Source organism: Neisseriaceae bacterium CLB008 (assembly GCA_041228285.1).
Lineage (GTDB): Bacteria > Pseudomonadota > Gammaproteobacteria > Burkholderiales > Neisseriaceae > JAGNPU01.
Genome location: CP166133.1, coordinates 2,090,354 through 2,116,356 on the forward strand (window position 1 = coordinate 2,090,354; position 26,003 = coordinate 2,116,356).

At 51.3% G+C, this 26,003-nt stretch carries 23 protein-coding genes; 7 read left to right on the forward strand and 16 right to left on the reverse strand.

All coding sequences use genetic code 11. The annotated features are described in order from the left end of the window. Window position 1 precedes the first annotated feature (1 nt). The 11 genes from AB8Q18_09615 to cmk form a co-directional block, all read right to left on the reverse strand. The gene (locus tag AB8Q18_09615; protein ID XDZ50452.1) at window positions 2-628 is read right to left on the reverse strand and encodes a YfgM family protein; all 627 of its coding nucleotides are present in this window, start codon (window positions 626-628) and stop codon (window positions 2-4) included. 3 nt (window positions 629-631) lie between these two features. After that, window positions 632-1,903 (reverse strand): histidine--tRNA ligase, encoded by a 1,272-nt coding sequence (gene hisS / locus AB8Q18_09620; protein XDZ50453.1) that lies wholly within the window; start codon window positions 1,901-1,903, stop codon window positions 632-634. Between the two features lie 29 nt (window positions 1,904-1,932). Then, on the reverse strand, window positions 1,933-3,210 hold the full coding sequence (gene ispG / locus AB8Q18_09625; GenBank protein XDZ50454.1) for a flavodoxin-dependent (E)-4-hydroxy-3-methylbut-2-enyl-diphosphate synthase: 1,278 nt from the start codon (window positions 3,208-3,210) through the stop codon (window positions 1,933-1,935). A gap of 1 nt (window position 3,211) precedes the next feature. Next, window positions 3,212-4,069, reverse strand: coding sequence for a helix-turn-helix domain-containing protein (locus tag AB8Q18_09630; protein ID XDZ50455.1), 858 nt, complete (start codon window positions 4,067-4,069; stop codon window positions 3,212-3,214). 186 nt (window positions 4,070-4,255) lie between these two features. Further along, window positions 4,256-4,714: a tetratricopeptide repeat protein gene (locus AB8Q18_09635; protein ID XDZ50456.1), complete on the reverse strand. Its 459-nt coding sequence runs from the start codon at window positions 4,712-4,714 to the stop codon at window positions 4,256-4,258. A gap of 4 nt (window positions 4,715-4,718) precedes the next feature. Continuing rightward, a complete protein-coding gene (gene rlmN, locus AB8Q18_09640; GenBank protein ID XDZ50457.1) occupies window positions 4,719-5,810 on the reverse strand; it encodes a 23S rRNA (adenine(2503)-C(2))-methyltransferase RlmN in 1,092 nt (363 codons plus the stop codon). A 58-nt stretch (window positions 5,811-5,868) separates the two neighbouring features. Beyond that, window positions 5,869-6,294, reverse strand: coding sequence for a nucleoside-diphosphate kinase (ndk, locus tag AB8Q18_09645; GenBank protein ID XDZ50458.1), 426 nt, complete (start codon window positions 6,292-6,294; stop codon window positions 5,869-5,871). Between the two features lie 130 nt (window positions 6,295-6,424). Beyond that, window positions 6,425-7,555 carry a cell division protein ZapE gene (zapE, locus tag AB8Q18_09650; GenBank protein XDZ50459.1) on the reverse strand — a complete coding sequence of 377 codons (1,131 nt, stop codon included), beginning with the start codon at window positions 7,553-7,555 and terminating at the stop codon, window positions 6,425-6,427. Between the two features lie 207 nt (window positions 7,556-7,762). Then, window positions 7,763-8,074, reverse strand: a complete 312-nt coding sequence (locus tag AB8Q18_09655; GenBank protein ID XDZ50460.1) for an integration host factor subunit beta — start codon at window positions 8,072-8,074, stop codon at window positions 7,763-7,765. Window positions 8,075-8,082: 8 nt separating this feature from the next. Beyond that, complete coding sequence (gene rpsA, locus AB8Q18_09660) at window positions 8,083-9,768, reverse strand: 30S ribosomal protein S1 (protein XDZ50461.1); 1,686 nt, start codon at window positions 9,766-9,768, stop codon at window positions 8,083-8,085. A 177-nt stretch (window positions 9,769-9,945) separates the two neighbouring features. Further along, window positions 9,946-10,611 carry a (d)CMP kinase gene (gene cmk, locus AB8Q18_09665; protein XDZ50462.1) on the reverse strand — a complete coding sequence of 222 codons (666 nt, stop codon included), beginning with the start codon at window positions 10,609-10,611 and terminating at the stop codon, window positions 9,946-9,948. A gap of 179 nt (window positions 10,612-10,790) precedes the next feature. On the opposite strand from cmk, the gene aroA reads away from it, so the two are divergent. From aroA to AB8Q18_09685, 4 genes are all read left to right on the forward strand, one after another. Beyond that, complete coding sequence (gene aroA / locus AB8Q18_09670; GenBank protein ID XDZ50463.1) at window positions 10,791-12,113, forward strand: 3-phosphoshikimate 1-carboxyvinyltransferase; 1,323 nt, start codon at window positions 10,791-10,793, stop codon at window positions 12,111-12,113. A 348-nt stretch (window positions 12,114-12,461) separates the two neighbouring features. Continuing rightward, on the forward strand, window positions 12,462-13,778 hold the full coding sequence (locus AB8Q18_09675; protein ID XDZ50464.1) for an MFS transporter: 1,317 nt from the start codon (window positions 12,462-12,464) through the stop codon (window positions 13,776-13,778). Window positions 13,779-13,856: 78 nt separating this feature from the next. Then, window positions 13,857-15,173, forward strand: coding sequence for an MFS transporter (locus AB8Q18_09680; protein XDZ50465.1), 1,317 nt, complete (start codon window positions 13,857-13,859; stop codon window positions 15,171-15,173). A 138-nt stretch (window positions 15,174-15,311) separates the two neighbouring features. Then, a complete protein-coding gene (locus AB8Q18_09685) occupies window positions 15,312-16,679 on the forward strand; it encodes an aldehyde dehydrogenase family protein (GenBank protein XDZ50466.1) in 1,368 nt (455 codons plus the stop codon). A gap of 65 nt (window positions 16,680-16,744) precedes the next feature. On the opposite strand, the gene rfaD is transcribed toward AB8Q18_09685, so the two are convergent. Genes rfaD through AB8Q18_09710 form a run of 5 tightly spaced genes read right to left on the reverse strand, consistent with a single transcriptional unit; the run spans window position 16,745 to window position 21,055 of the window. Next, window positions 16,745-17,755, reverse strand: coding sequence for an ADP-glyceromanno-heptose 6-epimerase (gene rfaD / locus AB8Q18_09690; protein XDZ50467.1), 1,011 nt, complete (start codon window positions 17,753-17,755; stop codon window positions 16,745-16,747). A gap of 45 nt (window positions 17,756-17,800) precedes the next feature. Continuing rightward, window positions 17,801-18,775: a D-glycero-beta-D-manno-heptose-7-phosphate kinase gene (rfaE1, locus tag AB8Q18_09695; GenBank protein XDZ50468.1), complete on the reverse strand. Its 975-nt coding sequence runs from the start codon at window positions 18,773-18,775 to the stop codon at window positions 17,801-17,803. 10 nt (window positions 18,776-18,785) lie between these two features. Beyond that, window positions 18,786-19,517 (reverse strand): orotidine-5'-phosphate decarboxylase, encoded by a 732-nt coding sequence (gene pyrF / locus AB8Q18_09700; GenBank protein XDZ50469.1) that lies wholly within the window; start codon window positions 19,515-19,517, stop codon window positions 18,786-18,788. 4 nt (window positions 19,518-19,521) lie between these two features. Further along, a complete protein-coding gene (gene lapB / locus AB8Q18_09705) occupies window positions 19,522-20,679 on the reverse strand; it encodes a lipopolysaccharide assembly protein LapB (GenBank protein ID XDZ50470.1) in 1,158 nt (385 codons plus the stop codon). Between the two features lie 4 nt (window positions 20,680-20,683). Further along, window positions 20,684-21,055, reverse strand: a complete 372-nt coding sequence (locus tag AB8Q18_09710) for a lipopolysaccharide assembly LapA domain-containing protein (GenBank protein ID XDZ50471.1) — start codon at window positions 21,053-21,055, stop codon at window positions 20,684-20,686. Between the two features lie 298 nt (window positions 21,056-21,353). Between AB8Q18_09710 and AB8Q18_09715 the strand changes: the two genes are divergently transcribed. The 3 genes from AB8Q18_09715 (at window position 21,354) to AB8Q18_09725 (ending at window position 25,962) form a co-directional block, all read left to right on the forward strand. Continuing rightward, window positions 21,354-22,880 (forward strand): helicase HerA-like domain-containing protein, encoded by a 1,527-nt coding sequence (locus AB8Q18_09715; GenBank protein ID XDZ50472.1) that lies wholly within the window; start codon window positions 21,354-21,356, stop codon window positions 22,878-22,880. Window positions 22,881-22,944: 64 nt separating this feature from the next. Then, window positions 22,945-24,591 (forward strand): phosphate acetyltransferase, encoded by a 1,647-nt coding sequence (gene pta / locus AB8Q18_09720; GenBank protein ID XDZ50473.1) that lies wholly within the window; start codon window positions 22,945-22,947, stop codon window positions 24,589-24,591. Between the two features lie 252 nt (window positions 24,592-24,843). After that, window positions 24,844-25,962: a glycosyltransferase family 9 protein gene (locus tag AB8Q18_09725; protein ID XDZ50474.1), complete on the forward strand. Its 1,119-nt coding sequence runs from the start codon at window positions 24,844-24,846 to the stop codon at window positions 25,960-25,962. Window positions 25,963-26,003 lie beyond the last annotated feature (41 nt).

Consider the following 26,003-nt stretch of genomic DNA (forward strand, 5'->3'; position numbering starts at 1 on the left):
ATTACCCCTGTTGATTACGCTTCAGCTCTATCACGGCACGACCCGGTGCTTTTTCGTCGGTTTTGGCCAACGCCAGATCATAAGCCTCTTTGGCTTCGGCAGTTTTGCCTTGGGCGGCGTAAATGTCACCGCGTACAGATAATAATAAACCTTCAAATTCTGGCTCAACTTTGGCCTTGGTCATCAACAGCGCTTCGTCATACTTTTTCTGCTGTAACAACACAATGGCCAGACGTTCCGTCGTGATGGCTTGAATCAGCGCATCTTTATGATTGTCTTTCACCCAGCTCAGTTCTTTTTGGGCAGCTTCCAGATCGCCGGCATCAAAATAGACCCCCGCCATCATTAAAGTAGCCTGAGTGGTCAACGACACTTTAGCATAATCGTTTTGCAAGGTGGTCAAAGACGTTTTGGCCTTGGTTAAATCAGAAGCCTGAACTTCTTTAGTCAGCTGATCCAACACCACGGCGGCCTCAGCGGATTTATCCAACTGTTTTTGCTGATAGACGTAGTTGCCCACGTAGGCGATCGCCGCAACCAACAGCGCCAAGAACAACCAGCGGCCCCAGTTTTTCCAGAAACGCTTAAAGCCTTCTACTTCTTCATGTGCTTGTAAATCGTAGGCCATTACTTATTCCATCCATTCTGTTAGTTGTTTGACTAAATCTGCCTGAGCCACGGTCACCTGAGCTTTTTCGCCACGCAGGTCTTTGATGCTCACCGAAGCCGTGCTTAATTCATTCTCACCCAAGATGACGGCGTAATGCGCACCGCTGCCGTCGGCTTTTTTCATTTGTGACTTAAAGCTGGCCACACCGCCATGCTGTAACACGTTAAAGCCAGCCTGGCGTAAAGTCTTGGCCAACACCAAGGCCGCAACGGCTGCGCCTTCGCCTTGCTGTAGCAAATACACGTCTGGCGCCGCATCCACAGTCAGGGTGCCGAATTCCTGCGCCAATAAAATCAAACGCTCTACCCCAATGGCAAAGCCAACTGAAGGTGCCGGCTTGCCACCAAGCTCTTCAATCAAACCATCGTAGCGGCCGCCACCACAAACCGTTCCCTGAGAGCCCAGTTTGGTGGTGACCCATTCAAACACGCTGAGATTATAATAATCCAAGCCACGCACCAAGCGTGGGTTTTCTACATAGGGAATCCCTAGGGCGGTAATCATGGCTTTATAATCAGCATAATGCTGTAAAGACGCCTCACCTAAATAATCGATCAGCTTAGGCGCCGCATTGGCCATGGCCTGAAGATCAGGGTTTTTAGTGTCCAAAACGCGCAAAGGATTGGTGTACATGCGCTTTTTCGCATCTTCATCCAAAATCGCCTCGTGCGCCTCTAAGTGCTTAATCAAAGCTTCGCGGTGGGCGGCTCGTTCTTCCCGATTGCCCAGCGTGTTGATTTCTAGAGTTAAATAATCCTGTAAGCCTAGACGACACCATAAATCATAAGCCATGCCAATCAATTCAGCATCCACGTCCGGGCCTTCAAAACCCATGCACTCCACCCCAATTTGGTGAAATTGACGGTAGCGGCCTTTTTGCGGGCGTTCGTGACGGAACATCGGGCCCATATACCATAGGCGCTGCGGGCCGTTATAAAGCAGATTATGCTCGACCACAGCGCGCAGGCAAGAAGCGGTACCTTCTGGGCGCAGGGTTAATGAGTCGCCGTTTAAGCTGTCCACAAAGGTGTACATCTCTTTATCCACAATATCGGTGTTCTCGCCGATAGAGCGCACAAATAACTGAGTGGATTCCACCACCGGCGTACGGATCAACGACACGCCGTAGCTGGCCGTCCACTCGTTCACTTCTGCTTCAAAACACTGCCAATAGGCAGAGTTGCCTGGCAATAAATCGTTCATGCCTTTAATGGCCTGTACTTTTACACTCATGATTCTCGTCTTTATCTTTATTGGTTTTGTTATGAATTAATAATGGGGATGATTTTGCTGCGGCTGCGTCTATCGCCACCTTCACCAAAATGCGTCACCACATAATCATCCACAATTTGAATAAATTGTTCTGCCATTTGGTCGCCCTTCAGCGTCACCAGCCGTTTACCGTCAACGTAAACCGGTGCCACCGGCACTTCGCCGGTACCGGGCAAGCTGATGCCGATGTCGGCCAGCTTACTTTCGCCAGGGCCATTCACCACACAGCCCATGACGGCCACGTTCAAGGCCTCAACGCCTGGATACTGTAAACGCCAAACAACCATTTGCTCGCGTAAATACTGCTGAATGTCTTGCGCCAGCTCTTGGAACACCGTACTGGTGGTGCGGCCACAGCCAGGACAAGCCGTCACCAACGGGGTGAAGTTACGCAGCCCCATGGTTTGCAACAATTCTTGCGCCACAATGACTTCTTGGGTCCGCGCACTGCCAGGCTCCGGCGTCAGAGAAATGCGAATGGTATCACCAATCCCCTCTTGCAACAAAACCGCCAGCGCGGCACTTGAGGCCACAATGCCTTTACTGCCCATACCGGCCTCGGTCAAGCCAAGGTGCAGCGGATAGTCGCAGCGTGAGCCCAAGTCGCGGTAGACGCTGATTAAGTCTTGTACGTTGCTGACTTTACAAGACAAAATAATTTTATTGGCCGCCAAACCGATGTCGCGTGCTTTTTGCGCCGACTCCAAGGCCGAAATAATCAAGGCTTCTTTCATGATCTGATCGGCGCTCTTCGGGCTGCCCAAGGCCAGGTTTTCGTCCATCAAGCGTTTAGATAAGGACTGATCTAGGCTGCCCCAGTTCACCCCAATTCGAACGGCTTTATCGTGCTCGATGGCCTGCTCGATCATGTAGCTGAATTTTTCATCGCCCTTCACGCCTTTACCGACGTTGCCCGGATTAATCCGATACTTAGATAAGGCTTTGGCGCAATCTTGGTAATCGCGCAAGAGGCGCTCACCGTTAAAGTGAAAGTCGCCGACTAGGGGCACATTACAGCCCATGTCGTCCAAGCGCTGGCGAATCTCTGCCACTTTAGACGCCGCTTCTGGGCTGTTGACGGTGATGCGCACCATTTCTGAACCGGCGTTGGCCAATTCAAAGACTTGCTGCGCCGTACCGACGGCATCGGCCGTATCGGTATTGGTCATGGATTGCACCACAACCGGTGCAGCAGAACCCACCAACACGTGGTCAATCGCCACGGTCTGGGTTTGCCTTCTTGCTAATACACTACGTTCATCATTCATGTTATTTAGGTACCGTTACCGCCGCAGTGATTTTATCTACAAACGCTCCAGACAAATCAACCGCTTCATCATTAAATGTCATGCTGGCGCCGCGTGCATAACCGATACGCACATCGTAGGGCGCCCCACCTTCAAACTTGTGTTCGCTGCGGGCGGGCACAATTTGATTCATCAAAACTTCGCCATCTTTACTCTTTACTACCAACATTGAACGGCTGGCAATGTTCACCACTAAAACATCGGTGCCAGCGACAGCAGGCGCATTGGCTTCGGTTTCGGCCGCGGCGGCATCGGCCGCAGTGGCTTCAGCAGTGCCTTCTTCGGCTTCAACTGCCCCTACTGGCACCACTGGCTCAACAGGCGCCACCTGTGGCGCTGCCAGCTCACCGACAGCCAATGGCGCTTCGTCGCTGGCGACGGCTTCATCAGCCTCACCCTTGGGCCAGGCGATCGCCACGCCCACAATCACCACGACCAAACCGGCCATCCACAGCCATTTAGGCAATTTCTTAGCGCTACCGCCATTGCGTACCGGTGCTTGCTGATGCACCTGCTGGGCATGATTCACCGCCACGCGTTCGCTAGGAAACATTTCATTCAAGTCTGCAATAACTTCAGCTTCATTCAGCTGTAAAAAACGGGCATAACTACGGAAAAAACCACGGGCAAAAACAGGTTCAGTAAAGCGGCTTGGATCATTGGTTTCCATCGCCTCTACTTGCGACACGGCCAGCTTCAAGCGTTCAGCCACTTCGCCGACGCTCAAACCCTTATTCAATCGCGCCTGTTTTAATTTATCGCCCAACATCATGGTTACAGGAGCCGTATCGGTCGTTTGTGTTTGTTCCACGTCACTCATAATCCCGTCCTAAAATATCTTATGTCATGCTTTGGTATGATTTAAAGCGGCTGCTGGGCATTCATCATGCTTTTATCCCTAGCATCCACTCGCGTTAATGAGCGTTAAGCCACTACCCTCAGGGTAAACGCCCTAACCCTCTATATTCAGTGTACTGCCTCACCCCGCCTTTCAGCGCAATGAGTCTTAATCGGTTTGAACGCATGCTGCACGTTCTTTAGCCACCTGAGCCCGATGGGGATAAGCCGCATCTAGCCTTGCTCGCTCAAAATACACGGCAGCGGCGTCTGGCTGCCCCAATACGTGGCACAGATACCATCCATAGTGATGGTTAGGTGCGCCAGCGGCGGGCGCAAGGCGTAAGGCCTGTGCATAACTTTCTTGAGCCGGCTGCGCCAACCCTTGCTGTCGATGCAGCTCGGCACGCAACAGCCATAAATCGGCGTTATTCGGCGTCAGCGCCACTGCTTGCTCAATCTGGCGCAAGGCCTCTTCACTTTGCCCCTGGGCCCAATAAGCTTGAGCAAGGCTGGCTTTAACTGCGGCCAAGGCCTGTGGCGCTTGCGTGCTAGGCCCACCCACTGCCCCACACGCCGTAAGCGCCCACCCTGTCATGATCATCATGCTGTAGAGTAGGCGCTTCATCTGCTTAACTTTGCTCTAAATTAATTTGTTGCCACTTCGCCTGACGCTTGGTTTTATCCTTCACTTGGCCAGCGAGCTGGCCACAGGCGGCATCGATGTCGTCGCCGCGCGTTTTGCGCACGGTCACAATCAAGCCTGCTTCTTTCAACACATCCCTAAAGGCACGGATGCGATCGTTACTGGAACGATCATAGCCCGAATTAGGGAAGGGATTAAACGGAATCAGGTTAAACTTACACGGCACGTCTTTCACCAGGGCCACCAACTCATGCGCATGCTGCACATAGTCGTTGACGCCTTGTAGCATCACGTATTCAAATGTCACAAAATCACGTGGCGCCTTCTCTAAATAGCGTTGGCAAGCAGCCATCAGCTCTTTGAGCGGATATTTTTTATTCAGCGGCACAATCTCGTCGCGCACTGCGTCGTTAGACGCATGTAGCGACACGGCCAAAGCCACGGGACAGTCTTCTTTCAGTCTGTCCATTTGCGGCACCATACCAGAAGTCGATACCGTCACGCGACGGCGCGACAGGCCGTATGCATGGTCGTCCAGCATGATGTTCAAAGCGGTCACCACATTGTCGTAGTTCGCCAACGGCTCACCCATGCCCATCATCACCACGTTAGACACCACACGCTCATTGCGCGGGGTCACGCCCATGGCTTTATTGGCCCACCACAGCTGACCAATGATTTCGGCAGCGCTTAAGTTACGGTTAAACCCTTGACGGCCGGTGGAGCAGAAGGTGCACTCAAGCGCACAACCCACCTGAGAGGAAATACACAGCGTCCCGCGTTCAGATTCGGGAATAAACACCGTTTCCACGCCATTGCCTGTGCCCACATCCAATAACCATTTACGGGTACCATCAACAGACGCCTGAGACGTCATCAAATCGGGGACTTGAATGATGGCCTGCTCGTCTAATTTTGCGCGCAGTGATTTCGCCAAGTCAGTCATGTCGTCAAAACTGGAAGCACCCATTTGGTGCATCCAACGCATCACCTGTTTAGCACGGAAAGGTTTCTCACCCATTTCTTCGAAATGGCGGGTCAACCCAGGTAAATCAAAATTTAATAAATTGGTACGCATACAAATTCAGGTAGGCTAATCTACCGAAGCAAACGGCCTACCTGAAGGACTCCTTTAATTAACGAGCACAGATTTCTGAATCATTGAAAAAATAAGCAATTTCAATTGCGGCATTTTCCAAGCTATCAGAACCATGTACTGCGTTGGCATCAATAGATTCAGCAAAGTCAGCACGGATGGTGCCAGCAGCTGCTTCTTTAGGGTTGGTTGCACCCATTAGTTCACGGTTTTTCAAAACCGCATTTTCGCCTTCCAACACTTGAATCATCACAGGGCCGCTGGTCATGAATTTAACCAAATCAGCAAAGAAAGGACGCTCTTTGTGCACAGCGTAAAAACCTTCGGCATCGGCTTGTGACAGCTGTTTCATTTTAGCAGCAACCACTTTAAGGCCATTGCTTTCGAAACGAGCGTAAATTTGACCGATGACATTTTTGGCTACGGCATCAGGCTTAATAATAGAAATAGTGCGTTCAATCGCCATGTGTAAATCTCCAACTTATAAGTTTAGATAGGGAAAATGCGTTATTTTAGCAAGAATTCACCCCTAGCAGACACTCTTTTTTACATAAATTTTGTCTTATCTCTCAGCCACATGATAAATCACATGGGATTTATGCCAAAGTCAGGTGCGGCAGCGACAGATATTGCTCTGTTTGCATGTCGATCAAACGACTGGCCGTACGCTCAAACTCGGCGGCAAAATCACCCTCGATGTAAATATCCTCTGGCGCAGCAGCACTAGTGGCAATCATTTTCACGCGGTAATCATAGAATACATCCACCATCCAGGTCAGGCGACGCGCCTCACTACGCTTATCGGCTTCGAGCTTTAAAATATCAGACACAAAGACGGTGTGATAGTGCTGAGCCAAATACAAATAATCTGCCTGTGAGCGTGGACCAAAGCACAATGCCTTAAAATCAAACCAAATCACGCCATCGGTATGGCCTCGCGTCGTCAACTGGCGCCCATGAATGGTCACCACCTGTTCGCGAGCAGCCTGACCTCGCGTCACGTCTGCAAATAAGGCCGACAGCTTGGCATCACAATCAGAGCCTGTAGACACCAAAAAGATGTCCGCCTTAGACAAAGCACGCATCCTATAGTCTTCACCGCCATCCAGATTCACGACGTGCAACTTGTCTTCCATCAGCTTAATCGTCGGCAAGAAATTGCTTCTTTGTAGACCGTTCGGATACAGCTCACCGGGCGCATAGTTAGACGTCGCCACCAGCACCACCCCTTTAGCAAACAGGCCCTCTAAGAGCCGCCCTAAAATCATGGCGTCGGCAATGTCGCTGACGTGAAACTCATCAAAACACAATAGGCGCACTTCTTGCGCAATTTCTTCAGCCACTACCGTCAACGGGTTGGCTTCACCTTTATGCGTGCTTAGGCGCTCATGCACCTCAGCCATAAAAGCGTGGAAGTGAACGCGGCGCTTACGCTTATACGGCAAGCAACCAAAAAAGGCATCCATTACAAAACTCTTACCGCGCCCAACGCCGCCATAAAAATACAGTCCCTTAGGCACATGCGGCGAACGAAAGCTACGGCCTAAAAAGCGATTTCGGCGCTTTTTAAAATCCATTAAATCATGCCATAAATCATCTAAGAGCTCGATGGCCTGATACTGCGCCTTATCCTTGATAAAACCGTCTAGGCGACTGGCCTTTTGATACCAAGAAACCGGCGTTTCCCCCTCATAAGCAGGAAGAACTAATTGTCCTGATTGTGTCATCGTTTGAACCCGTTATTTTTATTGATTATTTTTTCATGTTTGGGTGATGCGCTCATCACCAAGAATACACCATAGCAAAAAAAGCCCTACTTAGGGTATCTATTTACACTAAATGACGCAGTTATCCCTTACAAACCAAGGGGCTTACAACCTAAAAACAAAAAAAAGCGCCGCGGTTAGGCGGCGCTTATTCACAAAAGAAACATATTAATTGGTTTTTTGCATTGCGCCATCAACACGCTCACGCAACTCTTTACCTGGTTTGAAGTGGGGTACGTATTTCTCAGGCACGTCCACTTTTTCGCCAGTTTTAGGGTTACGCCCGGTGCGGGCTGGTCGGTGGTTTAAATCAAAACTACCGAAACCACGAATCTCAATGCGTTGACCTTTCGCAAGGGAGCGCGTCATGGTATCAACCAACACCTTAACGCCCTGCTCCACATCCTTTGCGACCAACTGAGTGTTACGCTTAGCAGCAAACAAATCAACTAAACGAAGCATTAACTCCGACTTGGTCATAACTCAGCTTACTCCTCGCCAGACAACTTAGCTTTAAGCAAATCGCCTAGGCTAGTCGTACCCGCGTTTACATTGCTAGAAGCAGCAGACACGGTACGTAGGGCTTCGCCTTCGTCTTTAGCGTCTTTTGCTTTAATAGACAAGCTGATGTTACGGTTTTTACGGTCAACGGCGATGATCACGGCTTCAACTTCGTCACCTTCGTTTAGGTGGTTACGAATGTCTTCAACGCGGTCACGTGACACTTCAGAAGCGCGCAAGTAAGCTTCTACGTCTGCTTCAAGAACCACAACGGCGCCTTTAGCATCTAGAGACTTAACGGTACCTTTAACCAAAGCACCTTTGTCGTTTACGCTGATGTAGTTGTTGAATGGATCACCTTCAAGCTGTTTAATGCCCAAAGAGATGCGTTCTTTTTCAACATCGATCGCCAATACCACGGTTTCAACTTCGTCACCTTTTTTGTATTTGCGTACGGCTTCTTCGCCAGTTTCGCTCCAAGAAAGGTCAGATAGGTGAACCAAACCATCGATGCCGCCGTTTAGGCCAACGAACACGCCAAAGTCGGTGATTGATTTAATAGCGCCAGTGATTTTATCGCCTTTTTTCTGCAAGGCAGCAAACTCTTCCCAAGGGTTAGCTTGGCATTGTTTCATACCTAGAGAAATACGACGACGGTCTTCGTCGATGTCCAAGATCATCACTTCAACTTCGTCCCCTAGCTGAACCACTTTGCTTGGGTGTACGTTTTTGTTGGTCCAGTCCATTTCAGAAACGTGTACCAAACCTTCGATGCCTTGTTCGATTTCAACGAATGCACCGTAGTCAGTCAGGTTGCTTACTTTACCGAACAAGCGAGTGCTTTGTGGGTAACGACGGCTTAGGCCGTGCCAAGGATCTTCACCCAATTGTTTCATACCTAGAGACACGCGGCTTTTCTCTTGGTCGAATTTCAATACTTTGGCTTCAACTTCTTGACCCACTTCTAATACTTCGCTTGGGTGCTTCACACGACGCCATGCGATGTCGGTGATGTGCAGCAAACCATCGATGCCGCCCAAGTCAACGAATGCACCGTAGTCGGTAATGTTTTTAACAATACCTTTAACCACAGAACCTTCTTGTAGGTTTTCAAGCAGCGCTTTGCGCTCTTCGCCCAAGGTTGCTTCCAACACGGCGCGACGAGAAACCACAACGTTGTTGCGTTTTTTGTCTAGCTTGATTACTTTGAATTCAATTTGTTTGCCTTCGTAAGGAGTGGTGTCCTTAACTGGGCGCACGTCTACCAATGAACCAGGTAGGAAAGCACGGATGCCATTAACCATAACGGTCAAGCCACCTTTTACTTTACCGTTGATCATGCCAGACAAGATGTCGCCATTTTCCATGGCTTCTTCTAGGGCAATCCAAGCGGCAGCGCGTTTGGCTTTTTCACGAGAAAGCTTGGTTTCACCATAGCCGTTCTCTACAGATTCGATTGATACTGTTACGAAATCACCCACTTGAACTTCAACTTCACCTGCATCATTTTTAAATTCGTTGATGTCAACCAATGATTCAGATTTCAAGCCAGCATTAACAGTTACAAAGTTATTGTCGATCGCAACAACCTCGGCGGTGATTACTTCACCAACGCGCATTTCTTGTAAGGTTAAGCTTTCTTCAAGTAATTGGGCAAAATTTTCCATTGTCATTTAGTAATATCTCAAACACAGCCAAGGTAGTGTCATAGGGTTCGTTAGTGAAACTTGCGCTCCCTGGCAGCGCAAGCTAAAAAATACGCATTAAAAATAATAGCCTAATGGGGCTTAAGGCCTAAGCCCAAACCGCGCATTTGCCGTCATTAGTAATAGCAAGGCTAATATTCTACACTAAGTTTTTGATTCTTGATACCATTTAAGTACTTTTTCCAAGGTTTCCTCTACGCCTAAAGCCGAGGTATCGAGGTAATGGGCATCGGCCTCATGCCGTAAAGGCGCGACCTTGCGGCTGCGATCAGCCTCATCACGGCGCTCAATGTCGGCCAATATCGTCTCAAAATCGGCTTTCTGGCCTTTACCCTCTAGCTGCAAAACACGCCGCTGGGCGCGCACTTCAGCGCTGGCGGTAAGGAAAATTTTTAATTGAGCCTGTGGAAACACCACCGAACCCATATCGCGGCCATCCGCCACCAAACCATTCGGCCCTAAAAAGGCCCGCTGGCGCGCCAACAGTGCTTCACGTACCTGTGGCAATTTTGCGACGGCAGAAGCCCCTAAACCCACAGCCTCTTGGCGAATCGCTTCGGTCACCACCTCGCCCGCCAACAGAACCTCATCACCCGCAAACGTCACCGGCAAGGACAACGCCAGCTGAGCTAAAGCCGCCTCATCGTTTAAGGCTACGCCTTGACGTTCAGCGTATAGCGCGCTCAAGCGATACAGAGCGCCAGAATCCAAATAATCAAAACCCAACTGTGCCGCTACTTTGGCGGCAATGGTTCCCTTGCCCGAGGCACTTGGCCCATCAATGGCAATCACTTTTTGCACTGTGTTCATGGTTTCTTCACAAAAGGCTCAATAATGCCGTTATTTTAAAGTAAACCACGCTTAAGCACCAACGCTGTTTTGGCCAATTTAAACTTGCAACTATTCTGGCTTGGTTTACACTAGTGGCACACTATTCATTCCAAACTTAATCCAGGCGCCGTTTTCGGCCGTTTAAACTGAGTATTCTTATGAAAGAAGTCCAAGCTGTGAGTACAGAGCACGCCATCCCTTCCCTCCACCTCGCCCCACGTACCCTCAAAGCCAGCACCGTCACGCTGCCCGGCTCCAAAAGCATCAGCAACCGCGTGCTGCTGCTGGCCGCACTGGCCTACGGCAACTGCGAGGTCAAAGACTTACTCCATTCAGACGACACCCATTACATGTTGGCGGCGCTCAAAGCCCTTGGCGTACCCATCGAGCAAACCCAGCCTCACGATTACTTAGTCACCGGTAAATCAGGCCAATTCAACCGCAGCGCCGACCTATTCTTAGGCAATGCAGGGACGGCCTTTCGCCCGCTCACTGCAGCGCTCGCCATCATCGGCGGCGACTTTCGCCTCAGCGGCGTGGCGCGCATGCATGAGCGCCCCATCGGCGACCTGGTCGATGCCCTGCGCTTGGCCGGCGCCCAAATTGATTACTTAGGTGAGGCTGGCTACCCACCTTTACGCATCGGCGAACGTGGCGATGCCCACAGCCCCACCATCCCGATCAAAGGCAACGTGTCCAGCCAGTTCCTCACCGCACTTTTGATGGCGCTACCGCTCACCGGCCAAGCCTTCAATATTGAAGTCGACGGCCCCTTGATCTCCAAACCCTATATTGCCATTACCTTAAACCTCATGGCCCGCTTTGGCGTGGTGGTCAACCATCACGACTATCAGTCCTTCCAAATTCCCAAACACGCCCATTACCAAGCACCACCGGTCATGCACGTTGAAGGCGATGCCTCCAGCGCGTCTTATTTCTTGGCCGCAGGCCTATTGACCGGTGCTCCCATCACGGTACAGGGCATTGGCAAGCACAGCATTCAGGGCGACGTGGCGTTTGCCGACACGCTGGCGCTTTTGGGCGCTGAAGTCACCTGGGGCGAAAACCAAATCACCGTTTCTCGAGCACAGGACCAAGCCATCAAGGCCTTTGACCTGGACCTCAACCACATTCCCGACGCCGCCATGACTTTAGCCATCGTTGCGCTTGCTGCGGATGGCCCTTGCCGCCTACGCAATATTGCCAGCTGGCGAGTGAAAGAAACCGATCGTCTCAGCGCTATGGCCACCGAATTACGCAAACTTGGCGCCACCGTTGAAGAAGGGGAAGACTATTTATTCATCACCCCACCGGCAACGCTCACGCCCAACGCCCACATCGACACCTACGACGACCACCGTATGGCCATGTGCTTCTCCTTGGTCAGCCTTTTGGATACGCCCGTCGTCATCAATGAGCCAGACTGCGTGGCCAAAACCTTCCCCGATTACTTCTCCGTATTCGCCCAATTAGGCCAGTAGGCCTACCGCCAGAGGGCCACCCCTCTGGCGCATCCTCCTTGGCCACGATGTTCATCCAGCACTCAGCGCCGCTCATCCAGCATTAAAATCACATATAAATTTAAATTTCCGCCAGAACAAATCACATTGATTTAAAAAATTGCAAATAGACGCAACAGCAAAGCTATATTCTTATAATTTTAGCATTAAATAAAATCAAAACCTTAAAAACGCAATTAATTTAAATAAATAAATTGAAATTAAGCATAATGTGATTTAACCTAGCGCCACCTTTCAGTATTTTCCACAGACCAGCGCTCACAAGGCAATGGTCTGTTTGACCTGTAACAGAATTGACGAAACAGACCCATGAGCACACACACCACCGACCCATCTACAGCCCCTGACATGCTGGACGTTGTTCCCCCACGCCCATTAAACAAGCACGACTTTAAAACCTTATCCCTGGCCTCATTAGGCGGTGCGCTGGAATTTTACGACTTTATTATTTTTGTGTTTTACGCACAAATCATCAGCCATTTATTTTTCCCCGCTACCCTAGATCCGTTTTGGGCCATGCTCAATACCTACGGCACCTTTGCTGCCGGCTATTTCGCCCGCCCGCTGGGCGGCATCGTCATGGCCCACTTTGGCGACATGATTGGGCGCAAAAAAATGTTTGCGCTGTCCATTCTGTTGATGGCGCTGCCCACGATGGCCATCGGCCTGATGCCCACCTTTGCAAGCATCGGCTATGCAGCCCCCATCTTGCTGTTACTGATGCGCATTTTGCAAGGCATTGCCATCGGCGGTGAAGTCCCCGGCGCCTGGACGTTTGTGTCGGAACACGTGCCTAAAAAGCGCGTCGGCTTTGCCAACGGCCTGCTAACCTGCGGCCTATCGGCCGGTATTTTATTTGGTGCCGTAGTGGCATTGGTTATGGAAAAATCCTTCAGCAGCGAAGAGTTGGCCACTTGGGCTTGGCGCTTGCCGTTCATCTTAGGCGGCGTATTGGGCTTGGTGACCATGTATCTGCGCCGCTGGCTTAAAGAAACCCCTGTATTTCAAGCCATGCAGGCCAAAAAAGCGCTGAGCCGTGAATTACCGGTTAAAACCATCTTAAAACAGCATCGCTCTGGCATCGTTTTATCAGCCCTACTAACCTGGTTTTTAACCGCAGGCGTTGTGGTCATCCTATTAGCTACGCCGCAGATCATGAGTGGCCAATACGGCATTCCTCGTGAGACCGCCTTTACCATGCAAAGCTCAGCCATCGTCATCGAAGCCATTTTATGCGTGTTTACCGGCTATATTGCTGACAAGGTCGGCGCGGGTAAAACCCTGATTGTGGGCGCGATTGCGCTGGCGATCAGCTCCTTTTTCTTTTATGGCAGTCTGGCGGGGGGCGACCTCAACACCATTTTCCTAACCTATATGCTGACGGTTGCCGCCGTGGGTGTGGTGGGCGTGGTGCCCATGGGCATGATTCTTTCATTCCCAGCTGCCGTACGCTTTACGGGCGTGTCATTTTCTTATAACGTTTCCTATGCCGTGTTAGGGGGCATTACCCTGCCTCTGATACAAGTATTAAGTCGTTACAGCGATTTAGGCATTGCTTACTACATCTTATTTATGTGCGTCATCGCCTTGGGATGTGGCCTCTATATGATGAAAAAGAAAATGTAACCCCATCGCACAATAGGCCGCCCTCAACAGAATGCGGCCTTTTTTGAACCTTAATGTTACGACTTTGGACGACCTTATATGAATCACACACAGATGTCGGGTGCCGCCGCGGATGCGGATGTGCAATATAACCCCCCCAGAAAACTGAATCGAAACGATGCCAAAACCTTATCCCTATCCGCTTTAGGTGGCGCCTTAGAATTTTATGACTTTATTATTTTCGTGTTTTACGCGAACGTAATCAGCCAACTGTTCTTTCCCGCTACTTTGGATCCTTTCTGGGCCTCATTAAACACCTACGGCGCCTTTGCCGCTGGCTATTTTGCTCGCCCTCTTGGCGGCGTTGTGATGGCCCACTTTGGCGACTTAGTGGGGCGTAAGCGCATGTTCACCCTGTCTATTTTATTAATGGCCATTCCGACGCTGTGCATCGGCTTTTTGCCTACATTTGACAGTATTGGTTACGCAGCGCCGATTCTATTGTTATTAATGCGCGTGCTGCAAGGCATTGCCATTGGTGGCGAAATTCCTGCTGCCTGGGTCTTCGTGGCCGAACACGTACCGAAAAAACGCATTGGCCTAGCCGACGGCACCCTCACCATGGGTCTGGTGTCTGGCATTTTACTGGGTTCATTAATGGCTCTCGCCATGAGCTTGGTATTCAGCGAAGAGGCCATTAAAGAATGGGCCTGGCGCCTGCCCTTTATTGTGGGCGGCGTGCTAGGCTTTGTGGCCATGTATTTACGCCGCTGGTTAGAAGAAACCCCGATTTTTAAAGAAATGAAAGCGCGTAAAGCCCTGCATGACGGCATTCCTTTAAAAACCATTTTTGCTAACTACAAAGGCGCCATGGTGCTGTCTGGCCTACTGACCTGGCTATTGACCGGTTGCGTGGTGGTGATGTTGCTGATGGCACCTAATCTGATGAGCGGCACCTTCAATATGCCCCGCACCCAGATTTTCACCATGCAAAGCTTCGCCATTTTAGCCACCTGCATTGGTTGTGTGGTGTCGGGCATGATGTGTGACAAAATGGGCGCCGCCAAAACGTTTGTGCTGTGGTCCTTGGCCCTATTGGTCAGCAGCTGGCTGTTTTACCACAGCCTAGGCACGGCCTCAGCCCTACAAATCGCCGCACTATACGCGCTGACTGGCTTTTTTGGCGGCATCTTGGGCAGCATCCCTTACGTGATGGTGCATCTCTATCCAGCCAATATTCGTTTTTCAGGCATTTCGTTCTCATACAATATTGCCTACGCCATTTTTGGTGGCATCACCCCAATTTTGATCGTGTGGTTAAACGACAAGAGCCCCGTAGGCGCTGCCTACTATATGGCGTTCTTGGCGGTCATGGGCGTGGCCATCGGCCTGTATTTGTTTAAACGGAAGATTTAACCTCCTCTATCTTCACCACACCGTGCTGACGTCGCTTAGCACGGTGTTTTTTTGCCTGCTGCTGCCCCTCGACAAAATCCAGCCCCCACCCTACACTGAGGGCATGCGCTATAGACGCGATTTTTTGAGGGCATCATCATGTCGGTTACCCAGCTCGTTGCACAGCAGCGCCAATTTTTTCAGCAGCAGCATACCAAGCCCTACGCTTTTCGCGCCGCTGCCCTAGCGCGCTTGGCGGATGCGCTGAGCATTTACGAAGCAGACTGCTACGCTGCGCTGGCCCAGGATTTAAACAAATCCGAGCCAGAAGCCTATATGAGCGAAATCGCCCTCATCAAAAGTGAGCTGGCCTTTGTGCAAAAACATCTGGCCCAATGGATGCGGCCTAAGCGCCAGCCAACACCGCTCAGCCACCAGCCAGGACGCAGCCGCCTACTGTATGAGCCTTACGGCGTAGTCCTGATCATGGCGCCGTGGAATTATCCACTGCTGCTCAACCTCAGCCCCTTAATCGGCGCTCTGGCGGCCGGCAACTGCTGTATCGTCAAACCCTCACCCGATGCCCCCGCTACCAGCGCCGTCATCGAAAAAATCATGGCCCATGCCTTCACCCCTGAGCACGCTGTTTTTATTGCAGGCGGCATCGACGTCAGCAATACCTTATTGGCAGAGCCGCTAGACTACGTGTTTTTTACCGGTAGCGAAGGCGGCGGCAAGGCCGTTTTACGGCAGGCGGCGGAACAGCTGATTCCTGTCACGCTAGAGTTAGGCGGCAAAAGCCCTTGTATTGTCGACGCTGACGTCGACCTCAAGGTCACCGCTAGGCGCATCGTCTTTGGTAAGTGGCTTAACGCAGGCCAAACCTGCGTGGCGCCCGACTACCTTTTGGTGGCCCAAAGCCAACACGCCGCCCTCATGGCCGAGCTCGTGGCCGCCCTCACCGCAGCCTATGGGCCAGAGCCCATCAGCAACCCTAGCTATCCCAAGATCATCAATCAGCGTCACTTTGAGCGACTACAGGCACTGCTGCCGGAAGCCGGCGTCGTCCACGGCGGCGACAGTCACGCCCAGACTTTAAAAATCGCGCCCACCTTGGTCGACTTAAACAACGCCGACTCACCGCTGATGGCCGAGGAAATTTTTGGCCCGATTCTGCCTGTATTAACCTATACCGACCTAGACCAAGCCATTGCCCTCATCCAATCACGCGCCAAACCTTTAGCCCTGTATGTCTTTAGCCGCAACCAAAATGTGGTCGACCAAGTATTAGGCCAATGCGCCTCTGGCGGCGCCTGCGTCAACGACACCATCATGCATTTGGCCAATATCCATCTGCCTTTTGGCGGCGTGGGCGCCAGCGGCATGGGCCATTACCACGGCCACAGCAGCTTTCTGACCTTTAGCCATCAAAAAAGCCTCTACCAAAGAGGCTTCCGCTTTGAGCTGCCGCTGCGCTTTGCTCCGTTTAGCGCCAAAAAGCTTAAATGGCTGAAGCGTTTTTTATAACCCTAAGCAACACCACAGACACAAAAAAACGCGCCCGTTCTCGGAGCGCGTTTTTTAATTTAGGCTTAGGCCCAATCTTGCTGCAACATCCAGTTCACGTAACGCTGAACGCCTTCTTCAACGGTGAAGAAGTCTTCCTCGTAACCTGCCTGGCGCAGATGGGCAATATTGGCTTGAGTAAAGCTTTGATATTTACCTTTTAAGGCTTCAGGAAAATCAACGTAGCGCAGTAGGCCTGCATCGACTAGGCCGGCCAAAGACAACGCCTCTTCACCATTGGCCACGCGACAAGCATTCACTGTAGCGGCAGCCAAATCATTAAAAGGCTGGCTGCGGCCAGTGCCTAAATTGTAAATACCGGATTGCTCAGGATGGTCTAAAAAGTGTAGGTTCACCTTCACCACGTCTTCCACGCTGACGAAGTCGCGGCTCTGTTCGCCTTGACCATAGCCATCATATGCCCCGAACAGCTCAACGTAGCCACGTTCACGGTATTGATTGAAGTGATGAAAGGCCACTGAGGCCATGCGGCCTTTATGCTGCTCACGCATGCCATATACGTTGAAGTAGCGAAAACCCACCACTTGGGTGGTCAAATCGCCATCACGACTGCGTTGGCGCACCACTTGATCGAATAGGAATTTAGAATAGCCGTAAACGTTCAGCGGGCCTTCATAAGCGCGATTCTCGACAAACTCCGTACCCTTGCCATACACGGCAGCGCTAGAAGCGTAGAGGAAGGGAATGCCTTCATCTTGGCACCAATCGAGCAGATCCAAAGAATATTGATAGTTATTCGACATCATGTACAAACCATCATGGTTCATGGTGTCTGAACAAGCGCCTTCATGAAACACAGCGTCAATATTGTGAAAAGGCAGCGTGTGCTTGCGAATGGCTTTAATAAAGTCGTGCTTGTCCATGTAGTGGAGGATGTCGCAATCCACCAGATTCTTAAACTTCTCGGCGTTGCTTAAGTTATCCACGGCCACGATATTGGTGATGCCGCGATTATTTAAGCCTTTAATGATGTTGCTGCCGACAAAACCAGCAGCACCGGTCACGATAATCGTCATAGTCTTTCCTTTAGGCTGGGGCATACGCCCAGCGAGTCATCTTACTTAGGCATCCAGCTTAGCCAATAGTTCTTCTTTAGTGCACACGGCGGTGCCTACTTTGGCCACCACCACGCCAGCGGCCTTATTGGCAATAGTCATGGCGTCCACCAGGCTAAAGCCTGCGGCCATGCCCAGCGCCATGCTGGCAATCACCGTGTCGCCGGCACCTGACACGTCAAACACCTCTTGCGCCTGAGTACCTTGATGGTCGATTTGTTCGTCTCTAAACAGCGACAGCCCTTCTTCGCTACGGGTCAACAGCAGGCCATCTAGCCCTAAGCGATGGCGTAGCTGCTGGGCTTTTTCGGTCAGTAAAGCTTCGCTGTGCCAGGCGCCCACCACTTCTTTTAATTCGGCTCGATTCGGGGTAATGAGGCTGGCGCCGTGGTATTTCTGGTAATCATTACCTTTAGGGTCAATCAACACCGCCTTACCCAAACTTCTGGCCATTTGAATCATTTTTTGCACGTGAATCAGGCCGCCTTTACCGTAGTCAGACAAAATCACCACGTCGTATTCTGGCAACAGGGCTTCAAACTGGCTCATGCATTCCAACAGCACTTCGTGAGCCGGTGCGTCTTCAAAGTCCAGGCGGATCAACTGCTGCTGCCGCGCCACTACGCGCAGCTTAATGGTGGTGGCAATGCTGGGGTCGCGCAACAACTGGGTACGGACGCCCGCTTCAGCCATTAAGGCATCCAGGCTGTCCGCCGGTTCATCATCACCGGTTACCGACAGCAAACAGGCGTGACCACCCATACTGGCAATATTACGCGCCACGTTGGCGGCGCCACCGGCGCGCTGCTCAATCCGCTCAATTTTGGCCACGGGCACGGGTGCCTCTGGCGAAATACGGTGGGTGTCACCAAACCAATAGCGATCCAGCATCACATCGCCCACCACCAAAACGCGCGCTTGGCTGACGTTCTGGGTAAAGCTGCTGGCCGTTAGCGGCAGCTTAACATCGACTTCAGACATAATGATCCTCTTAAACGAGATTGGCTAAGGCATTCACCTGATTCAAAACGGCAATAGGATCCGCCGCTTGAGTCACGGGGCGCCCCATCACTAAATAATCAGAACCCGCGGCTAAGGCCATTTCTGGCGTCATCACGCGGCGCTGGTCGTCGTTGATGTCTAGGCTCAGGCGAATGCCTGGGGTCACCAAAAGGCAATCGTTGACTTGCTGTTTTAACATGCTGGCTTCTTGAGCCGAGCACACCACGCCGTCTAGGCCTGAGCTTTTTGCCAGCTTGGCCAAGCGCAGCACCATTTCATCCGCAGGGATGCTGATGCCGACTTCAGTTAAATCATTGGCTTCCATGCTGGTTAACACCGTCACACCAATTAACAAAGGCTTGTGTGCTTCGTTGGCCACGGCCTCAGCAGCGGCTTCCATCATGCGGCGGCCGCCCAAGGTGTGTACGTCTACCATCCACACGCCCATTTGCGCCGCAACTTTACAGGCATGGGCCACGGTATTCGGGATGTCGTGGTATTTCAAATCAAGAAACAACTTAAAGCCTTGCTGTATCAGCTGCTCAGCCAAACTACGGCCGGTGGCGGTAAACAGTTCTTTACCGATCTTCAATTGGCACAGCTCGGGGTTAAGCTGACGGGCAAAGGCCAGGGTCGCCGGCGCATTGTCAAAATCCAAAGCCACAATCACGGGCGTACGTTGGTCACGGGTGTGGCTGTCGTTCATCATTAAGGGGTTCATTCGGTTAAATCTCTACGCGGTTAGGGCTATAGCTTTCCCACTCATTACAAGCAGGACAATGCCAGAAGAAAACTTGTGATTTAAAATTACAGCGCTTACAGCGATACATGGTGGCTTTTTGGGCATACTTACCCACCACGGTGCGCACTAAATCGGCGTCTACGCGCCACAGTAAATCAGCCTGCGGCAGGTTGGCCCCCAATAAGCGATACACGCCATTCAGAGTGGGCCGTAGCTGCACCAGCTGGCGCACGGTTTCGGCTGCTTGGGCCTCACCTTGCAACAGCAAGGTTTTTTGGTAAATCACATCGATTAAATCCAGCTGCGGGAAGGTACGCACATAGCCTTCTAACAACGCCAAACCTTCCGCTGGCTTACCTAGAGCATCAAAAGCGTCATACAAGCGCTCACCCACCATGCTGAGGTATTCTGCATTTTGCTTTTCAATGGCGCTGTAGGCGGCAATCGCCTCTTGGTGATTTTGCGCTTTTTGCTCAATGTCGCCCAAAATCATATTGGCGCGAGCACATTTTTTATTCGCCTCCAAGGCCTGCGCCACATAGTAACGGGCCTTAACCAAGTCGGACTGAAACAGCGTCATCTGAGCCAGTTCACAGTAAAACTGGGCGATTTCAAACTGATAGGTTTGCTCATCGTGACTAAGGGTGCGCGCCATTTCAATGGCTTTTTCCCAGTCTCTATCCTGTTGGTAAATACTCAACAAGACCTGACGGCTAAGCTTACCCATATTACCTTCTAAGAGGCCGTTAAAAATCTGTTCGGCGCGATCCACCAGACCTGCGCTTTGGAAGTTTTCGCCCAGTTCAAATAAGACTTGCTGACGGCGATCCGCCACAATGTCGGCAGACTCCAATAGGGCTTGATGCAGGCGAATGGCCTTGTCATTCTCACCGCGCTTGCGGTACAGCTTGCCTAACGTCATTTGCAGTTCAAACGCCGTAGGGTGAGCCTGTACGACTTCGGCCAGCGCCCGAGCAGCAACGTCGGTCTTGCCGTCGACTAAGGCATCTAAACTTTTATAAAACCCAATCGGTACCGCTTTTGCCTGCTTTAAGACGGCTCGCATGTCTACGCGAGCAGCGAACCAACCCATGCCAAAAAAGATGGGCAGTAAAATCATCCACCAAATTTCAAATTCCATACGTTTATTGTTCCTTTGGCGTCACGGGATCAGCGGCTACACGGCCAGATTGCTGCTTGGCCTCAACGGTTTTTTGATTCATTTTTTGGGCCACAGAAGCCGCTACCGAAGGGTCTTCTTCGAATACTTTAATGTGTTTATGATTTTCCTTACGCAAACGATTCACCTCGTTACGCAGGCGTAAAATACGGCCCAACATCGACAATACGCCTAGCACGGCACCGATCACAAAGAAAATCAACAGCAGCACCACCAGCGGCCATTGTACCGTTTGCTGCATAAACCAATTAAACGCCACGGTATGGGTATTATTAATGGTTAACATCAATAAAAATAACAATAGAACCAGCTTAATGACTAGGTATAAATATTTCATAAGACGCCTTAATCTCACGGTTGGGCTGAAAACAGCATAAAGTTTAAACGATTTAGCTGGTTTTTGATACATTTGGGCCTATTTTATCCCTGCTGACGGCCGCATTAAGCCTGAAAGAGCATTGGCTGCGCCGGTTTTAAACATTTCTACATGAAGATCTTTATAATAAGGGTTTATATTTCTGCTATATTAACGACAGCCGCATGCGCATCGTGCGTACAGCCGGCTCAACCCTAATCATGGCCTTAACCTCAGCGCCAGAACCATTAAACCAAACACCCACTAAAGGATGATTGAGATGACCCTCTACCCTATTGCGCAAAGCCCAGACAACGTGGTGATCGAACTTCGTGCCCCCATGGCTAACCGCCACGGCCTGATTGCCGGCGCAACGGGCACAGGCAAGACCGTCACCTTACGCAAGCTAGCAGAATCATTTAGCGAACACGGCGTACCGGTTTTTCTGGTCGACGTTAAAGGCGATCTATCTGGCCTCACTCGCCCCGGCGCAGCCAGCGGTAAGGTGCAGGAGCGCATCGACAGCTTTGGGCTAGGCACCGATTACTTAAGCGGCTTCCCTGTGCGCTTTTGGGATGTGTTTGGCCAAACTGGCATTCCGGTACGGGTGACCATCGCCAGCATGGGTCCCATGCTGTTGGCGCGACTGCTTAACCTCAACGACACTCAAGAAGGCTTATTAAACTTGGTATTCAAAGTCGCCGAAGACGATCAGATGGCGATTGATGACTTAAAAGACTTACGCGCCTTACTTCAAAACGTTGGCAGTAAAGCCGCCGAATACCGCAACACTTACGGCAACGTTTCGGCCGCCAGCGTGGGCGCCATTCAGCGCAGCCTATTGACCCTGGAAAACGAAGGCGGTGCCCATTTGTTTGGCAAGCCTGCGCTTGACCTTAACGATTGGCTCCAAACTGATGGCAACAAAGGCGTAATCAACGTTCTGAACGCTGAGAAGCTGATGCAGTCGCCGCGCCTGTTCAGCGCCTTCTTGCTATGGATGCTGACCGAACTATTTAATCAACTGCCCGAAGTAGGCGACCCAGAAAAGCCCAAATTTGTGATGTTCTTCGATGAGGCCCACCTTTTATTTGATAACGCCTCACCCGCCCTCATCGGCAAAGTCGAGCAGGTCGTACGATTGATTCGCTCTAAGGGCGTAGGCGTGTATTTTTGCACCCAAAACCCACTAGACCTACCCGACACCATCCTTGGTCAGCTCGGTAATCGCGTCCAGCATGCCCTACGCGCCTTTACCCCTCGCGACCAAAAAGCAGTGAAGGCCGCCGCCGACACCTTCCGCGCCAATCCTAAGTTTAAAGTTGTGGACGCCATCAGTGAGCTGGGCGTGGGTGAAGCCTTGCTGTCGTTCTTAGACGAAAAAGGCATGCCCACGCCGGTGGAACGCGCCTTTGTCTACCCGCCCAAAAGCCAGTTAGCCCCCATCAGCGCCGCCGAACGCGATGCGTCTTATCAGCAAGACATACTGTATCGCCACTACAAAGATGAAATCGACGACGAGTCTGCCTTTGAGCGGATCACTCAACAGCAAGAAGCCGCGGCCGCTCAAGCCGCCCTCGAAGCAGAGGCCAAAACAGCGGCAAAAGCCAGCGCCACGCAAAAACAAGATCCTTCTATGCTCGATGCGCTGGTCAAAGGCGCCACAGGTCAACGTAAACGCGCCAACGGCGGCTTAGTCAACGATGTCGCCCACCAAATGGGCAACACCGTATACAAAAGCCTGTCTAAGCAAATCTCAGTGGCCCTTAAAAATGTATTAAGTAATCTTCTGGGCGGCAAGAAATAGCCCATAACCCGAATGCCCTTGACCAAAGCAGCAGTGCTTTGGTCAAGGCTGAACAGGAGCACACATGTTACGCCTTATGACGGTTCCCGTGGGAACCCATCAAAACCTCAATATTCTGACCCTAGCCCTCATCGACGCCATCCGCGCCCAACACACCGTTAGCTACGCCAAACCCATTGCCGACAAGCAGTCAGAGCAGGCGCAAGACTATGCCTTAAGCCACGGCGCCATTGACGCCCACACCAGCCTCAGCGCCGAAGCGGCCGTGGCTTTGGTGTGTCACCAAGCGCAAGATGAATTATTAGAAACCATTTATGGTCATCTGAGTAATGGCGAAGCCGACGTTTTGGTGTTAGAAGGCATTAGCCAACCTCAGCTAATGGCCCAAAGCGTGCCCATCGCCAACACCTTACACGCGGGCTGCATTTTGGCCATCGACGTCAAAACCCGCAGCGCGGCCGAAGTGGCTACCGCTTTAAACTTAGCCTTAGCCGAATACAGCCAGCAGCCCGCCCAAGTAGTCGCCTTTGCCTTAAGCAATGTGGCCCACGAAGCCACTGCTTTTGAAGCCGAAGTCACCTCACTATTGGCCAAACCGCTCCCTTGCTTGGCCACCTACCAATCCCAAACCAATCAGCTAGATGAAGCAGTACCGGCATTGGCACAAGCCCTCTCACCCAGCGTACTCAAACAGCTATTGACCCAGCCGCGTACTGGCCGTCTGTCCCCGCCAGCCTTTCGCCATCACTTAATGACCTTAGCCCAGCGTGGGCAAAAGCGTGTGGTGCTGCCTGAAGGCGACGAGCCCAGAACCATTCAGGCCGCGCTGATTTGTCACCAAAAAAACATCGCTCAATGCGTCCTATTGGCCGACCCAGCCGCCGTGACCCTGCAAGCACAAAACCTTGGCCTCACCTTGCCGCCAGAGCTGAGCATCATCCATCCTGACACCTTGATTGAACAGTATGTCGGCCCCATGGTTGAGCGCCGTAAAAGTAAAGGCTTAAGCCCAGAAGACGCTCGCCAACAGCTACAAGACACGGTGGTGTTAGGCACCATGATGCTGGCAGAAGGCGACGTCGATGGTCTGGTTTCTGGCGCCGTCCACACCACCGCCAGCACCGTTCGACCAGCGCTACAGCTGATCAAAACAGCACCCAACGCCAGCTTGGTGTCCAGCGTGTTCTTCATGCTGATGCCTGAGCAAGTATTGGTGTTTGGCGACTGCGCCATCAACCCCAACCCCACGCCAGAACAGCTGGCCGACATTGCCATCCAATCCGCTGAATCAGCCTTGGCCTTTGGCCTAGACGCTAAAGTAGCATTGATCTCTTACTCAACGGGTGCCTCCGGCGCTGGTGCCGATGTAGAAGCCGTGGCCCAAGCCACCGCTCTGGCTCAACAAAAAGCCCCCCACCTGGCCATTGACGGCCCCTTACAGTTTGATGCCGCCAGCGTGCCCAGCGTGGGCAAGCAAAAAGCGCCTAAAAGCAAAGTGGCAGGTGAAGCGACCGTATTTGTATTCCCTGACTTAAATACTGGCAACACAACCTATAAGGCCGTTCAGCGCAGCGCCAACGTCATCTGCGTTGGGCCTATGCTGCAAGGGCTAAATAAGCCGGTGAACGACTTGTCTCGTGGTGCCCTCGTTGACGACATCGTATACACCATTGCCTTAACCGCCATTCAGGCTACTCAGCTTAAAGCTTAGAACCTTAATCGGTTTTAACCGTCAAACCCACCCAATAGTCACCCATAACCAGGCGCTGACTATTGGGTTTTTTTATAGCAATAGACACTCAACAAACCAAACTCATAATTTTTATTATTGTCGCTTCAACAATTACCGGCCATTTTATATCCATTTTACATAACTTAACAATCTATCCGGTTGAGATTATGGTATGATGGCCACCATAATAATAGTTACGCCCCACACATACGACTCACGTCAGAGAATCTCATGATTAAAACGCTCATCCCTAAAGATGTGTTAACAAGCAATTCCAAAATATTGTTTATTGCCCACCTTGCCATCGGTGATTTTACCTATTTGCAAAATTTCTTCTTGGCCCTGTCACAAACCTATCCACAGCTGCGCATTGATCTATTCATTGATGAAACCCGGCGCACTGAAGACGCTGAACAATGGCCAGCGCTGCAACAATACGTTTTGTTTGACTGGATCGACACCTGCCCATTTTTTCATACGGTTTATAAACATACCTATAACAACGCCACCCTTGCCCAAAGCGTTGCCCAAGCGCGCGCCGAAGACTACGCAGTGGTTATTTCGCTGGCGACCATTGGCCATTACGCATCGGCCCAGCTAGTAAAGGCCATTGCCACTGAGCGCAGCTACACCATCGCCACACGCGCCAAGACAGGGCTGTTTCAATACAAGCGCCGCCGCATTTATCGCGCCATGGACGCCACCATTGCGCCTTTTGCCTACAGCGCTGAGCAAGACCACATCAGCGATAAATACGCTTATTTATTTCAGACCTTAGCCGGTATCCAACTGAGTAAAAAAGAGCGCTATCCGTTTATCCACAATATTCCTGAGATTTGGCAAACCAAGGCCAGTGCCTACTTAGCCCAGCATCAAGTCAAAGCCTCAGAACGATTAATCTTTATTAATCCCTTTGCCAAAGACCCTAATCGCTGCTGGCCCATCGACCACGCCCTCAGCCTGATTGCCCGTTTAAACCAGCACCCTGAATGGCAACAGACGCGGTTCATCTTCAACGCCATGCCTGACGACATCGCCCGCATCAAACCAGCCCTCGCCGCCAGCGGCCTGAGCAACGTCATCATTTTCAGTGCCTTGAACAGCTTTTTCGAGCTGCCGGTGATGATTGGGCGCTGCGATCTGGTTGTGTCGGTAGAAACCTCAGTCATGCATCTGGCCAACGCAATGAAGGTACCGGTCATTGCCATGATGAACCAGACCACGCCAGACTGGTACCCAATTGACACCGAACACAGCACCATCATCGTCACTCAAGACGCTGACGACCCAATCAGTGCGATTACGGTTGATGCCGTCGAGGCCACGGTTTTGGCTCATCACCTGTCTTAAAGCCTTGGCCACAAAAAACGCCTCAATCGTCAAGATTGAGG

Bases quoted from the DNA above. Each gene is read 5' to 3' on its own strand.
- AB8Q18_09615 (XDZ50452.1), bottom strand. From the start codon at position 628: ATGGCCTACGATTTACAAGCACATGAAGAAGTAGAAGGCTTTAAGCGT.
- hisS (XDZ50453.1), bottom strand. From the start codon at position 1,903: ATGAGTGTAAAAGTACAGGCCATTAAAGGCATGAACGATTTATTGCCA.
- ispG (XDZ50454.1), bottom strand. From the start codon at position 3,210: ATGAATGATGAACGTAGTGTATTAGCAAGAAGGCAAACCCAGACCGTG.
- AB8Q18_09630 (XDZ50455.1), bottom strand. From the start codon at position 4,069: ATGAGTGACGTGGAACAAACACAAACGACCGATACGGCTCCTGTAACC.
- AB8Q18_09635 (XDZ50456.1), bottom strand. From the start codon at position 4,714: ATGAAGCGCCTACTCTACAGCATGATGATCATGACAGGGTGGGCGCTT.
- rlmN (XDZ50457.1), bottom strand. From the start codon at position 5,810: ATGCGTACCAATTTATTAAATTTTGATTTACCTGGGTTGACCCGCCAT.
- ndk (XDZ50458.1), bottom strand. From the start codon at position 6,294: ATGGCGATTGAACGCACTATTTCTATTATTAAGCCTGATGCCGTAGCC.
- zapE (XDZ50459.1), bottom strand. From the start codon at position 7,555: ATGACACAATCAGGACAATTAGTTCTTCCTGCTTATGAGGGGGAAACG.
- AB8Q18_09655 (XDZ50460.1), bottom strand. From the start codon at position 8,074: ATGACCAAGTCGGAGTTAATGCTTCGTTTAGTTGATTTGTTTGCTGCT.
- rpsA (XDZ50461.1), bottom strand. From the start codon at position 9,768: ATGACAATGGAAAATTTTGCCCAATTACTTGAAGAAAGCTTAACCTTA.
- cmk (XDZ50462.1), bottom strand. From the start codon at position 10,611: ATGAACACAGTGCAAAAAGTGATTGCCATTGATGGGCCAAGTGCCTCG.
- aroA (XDZ50463.1), top strand. From the start codon at position 10,791: ATGAAAGAAGTCCAAGCTGTGAGTACAGAGCACGCCATCCCTTCCCTC.
- AB8Q18_09675 (XDZ50464.1), top strand. From the start codon at position 12,462: ATGAGCACACACACCACCGACCCATCTACAGCCCCTGACATGCTGGAC.
- AB8Q18_09680 (XDZ50465.1), top strand. From the start codon at position 13,857: ATGAATCACACACAGATGTCGGGTGCCGCCGCGGATGCGGATGTGCAA.
- AB8Q18_09685 (XDZ50466.1), top strand. From the start codon at position 15,312: ATGTCGGTTACCCAGCTCGTTGCACAGCAGCGCCAATTTTTTCAGCAG.
- rfaD (XDZ50467.1), bottom strand. From the start codon at position 17,755: ATGACGATTATCGTGACCGGTGCTGCTGGTTTTGTCGGCAGCAACATC.
- rfaE1 (XDZ50468.1), bottom strand. From the start codon at position 18,775: ATGTCTGAAGTCGATGTTAAGCTGCCGCTAACGGCCAGCAGCTTTACC.
- pyrF (XDZ50469.1), bottom strand. From the start codon at position 19,517: ATGAACCCCTTAATGATGAACGACAGCCACACCCGTGACCAACGTACG.
- lapB (XDZ50470.1), bottom strand. From the start codon at position 20,679: ATGGAATTTGAAATTTGGTGGATGATTTTACTGCCCATCTTTTTTGGC.
- AB8Q18_09710 (XDZ50471.1), bottom strand. From the start codon at position 21,055: ATGAAATATTTATACCTAGTCATTAAGCTGGTTCTATTGTTATTTTTA.
- AB8Q18_09715 (XDZ50472.1), top strand. From the start codon at position 21,354: ATGACCCTCTACCCTATTGCGCAAAGCCCAGACAACGTGGTGATCGAA.
- pta (XDZ50473.1), top strand. From the start codon at position 22,945: ATGTTACGCCTTATGACGGTTCCCGTGGGAACCCATCAAAACCTCAAT.
- AB8Q18_09725 (XDZ50474.1), top strand. From the start codon at position 24,844: ATGATTAAAACGCTCATCCCTAAAGATGTGTTAACAAGCAATTCCAAA.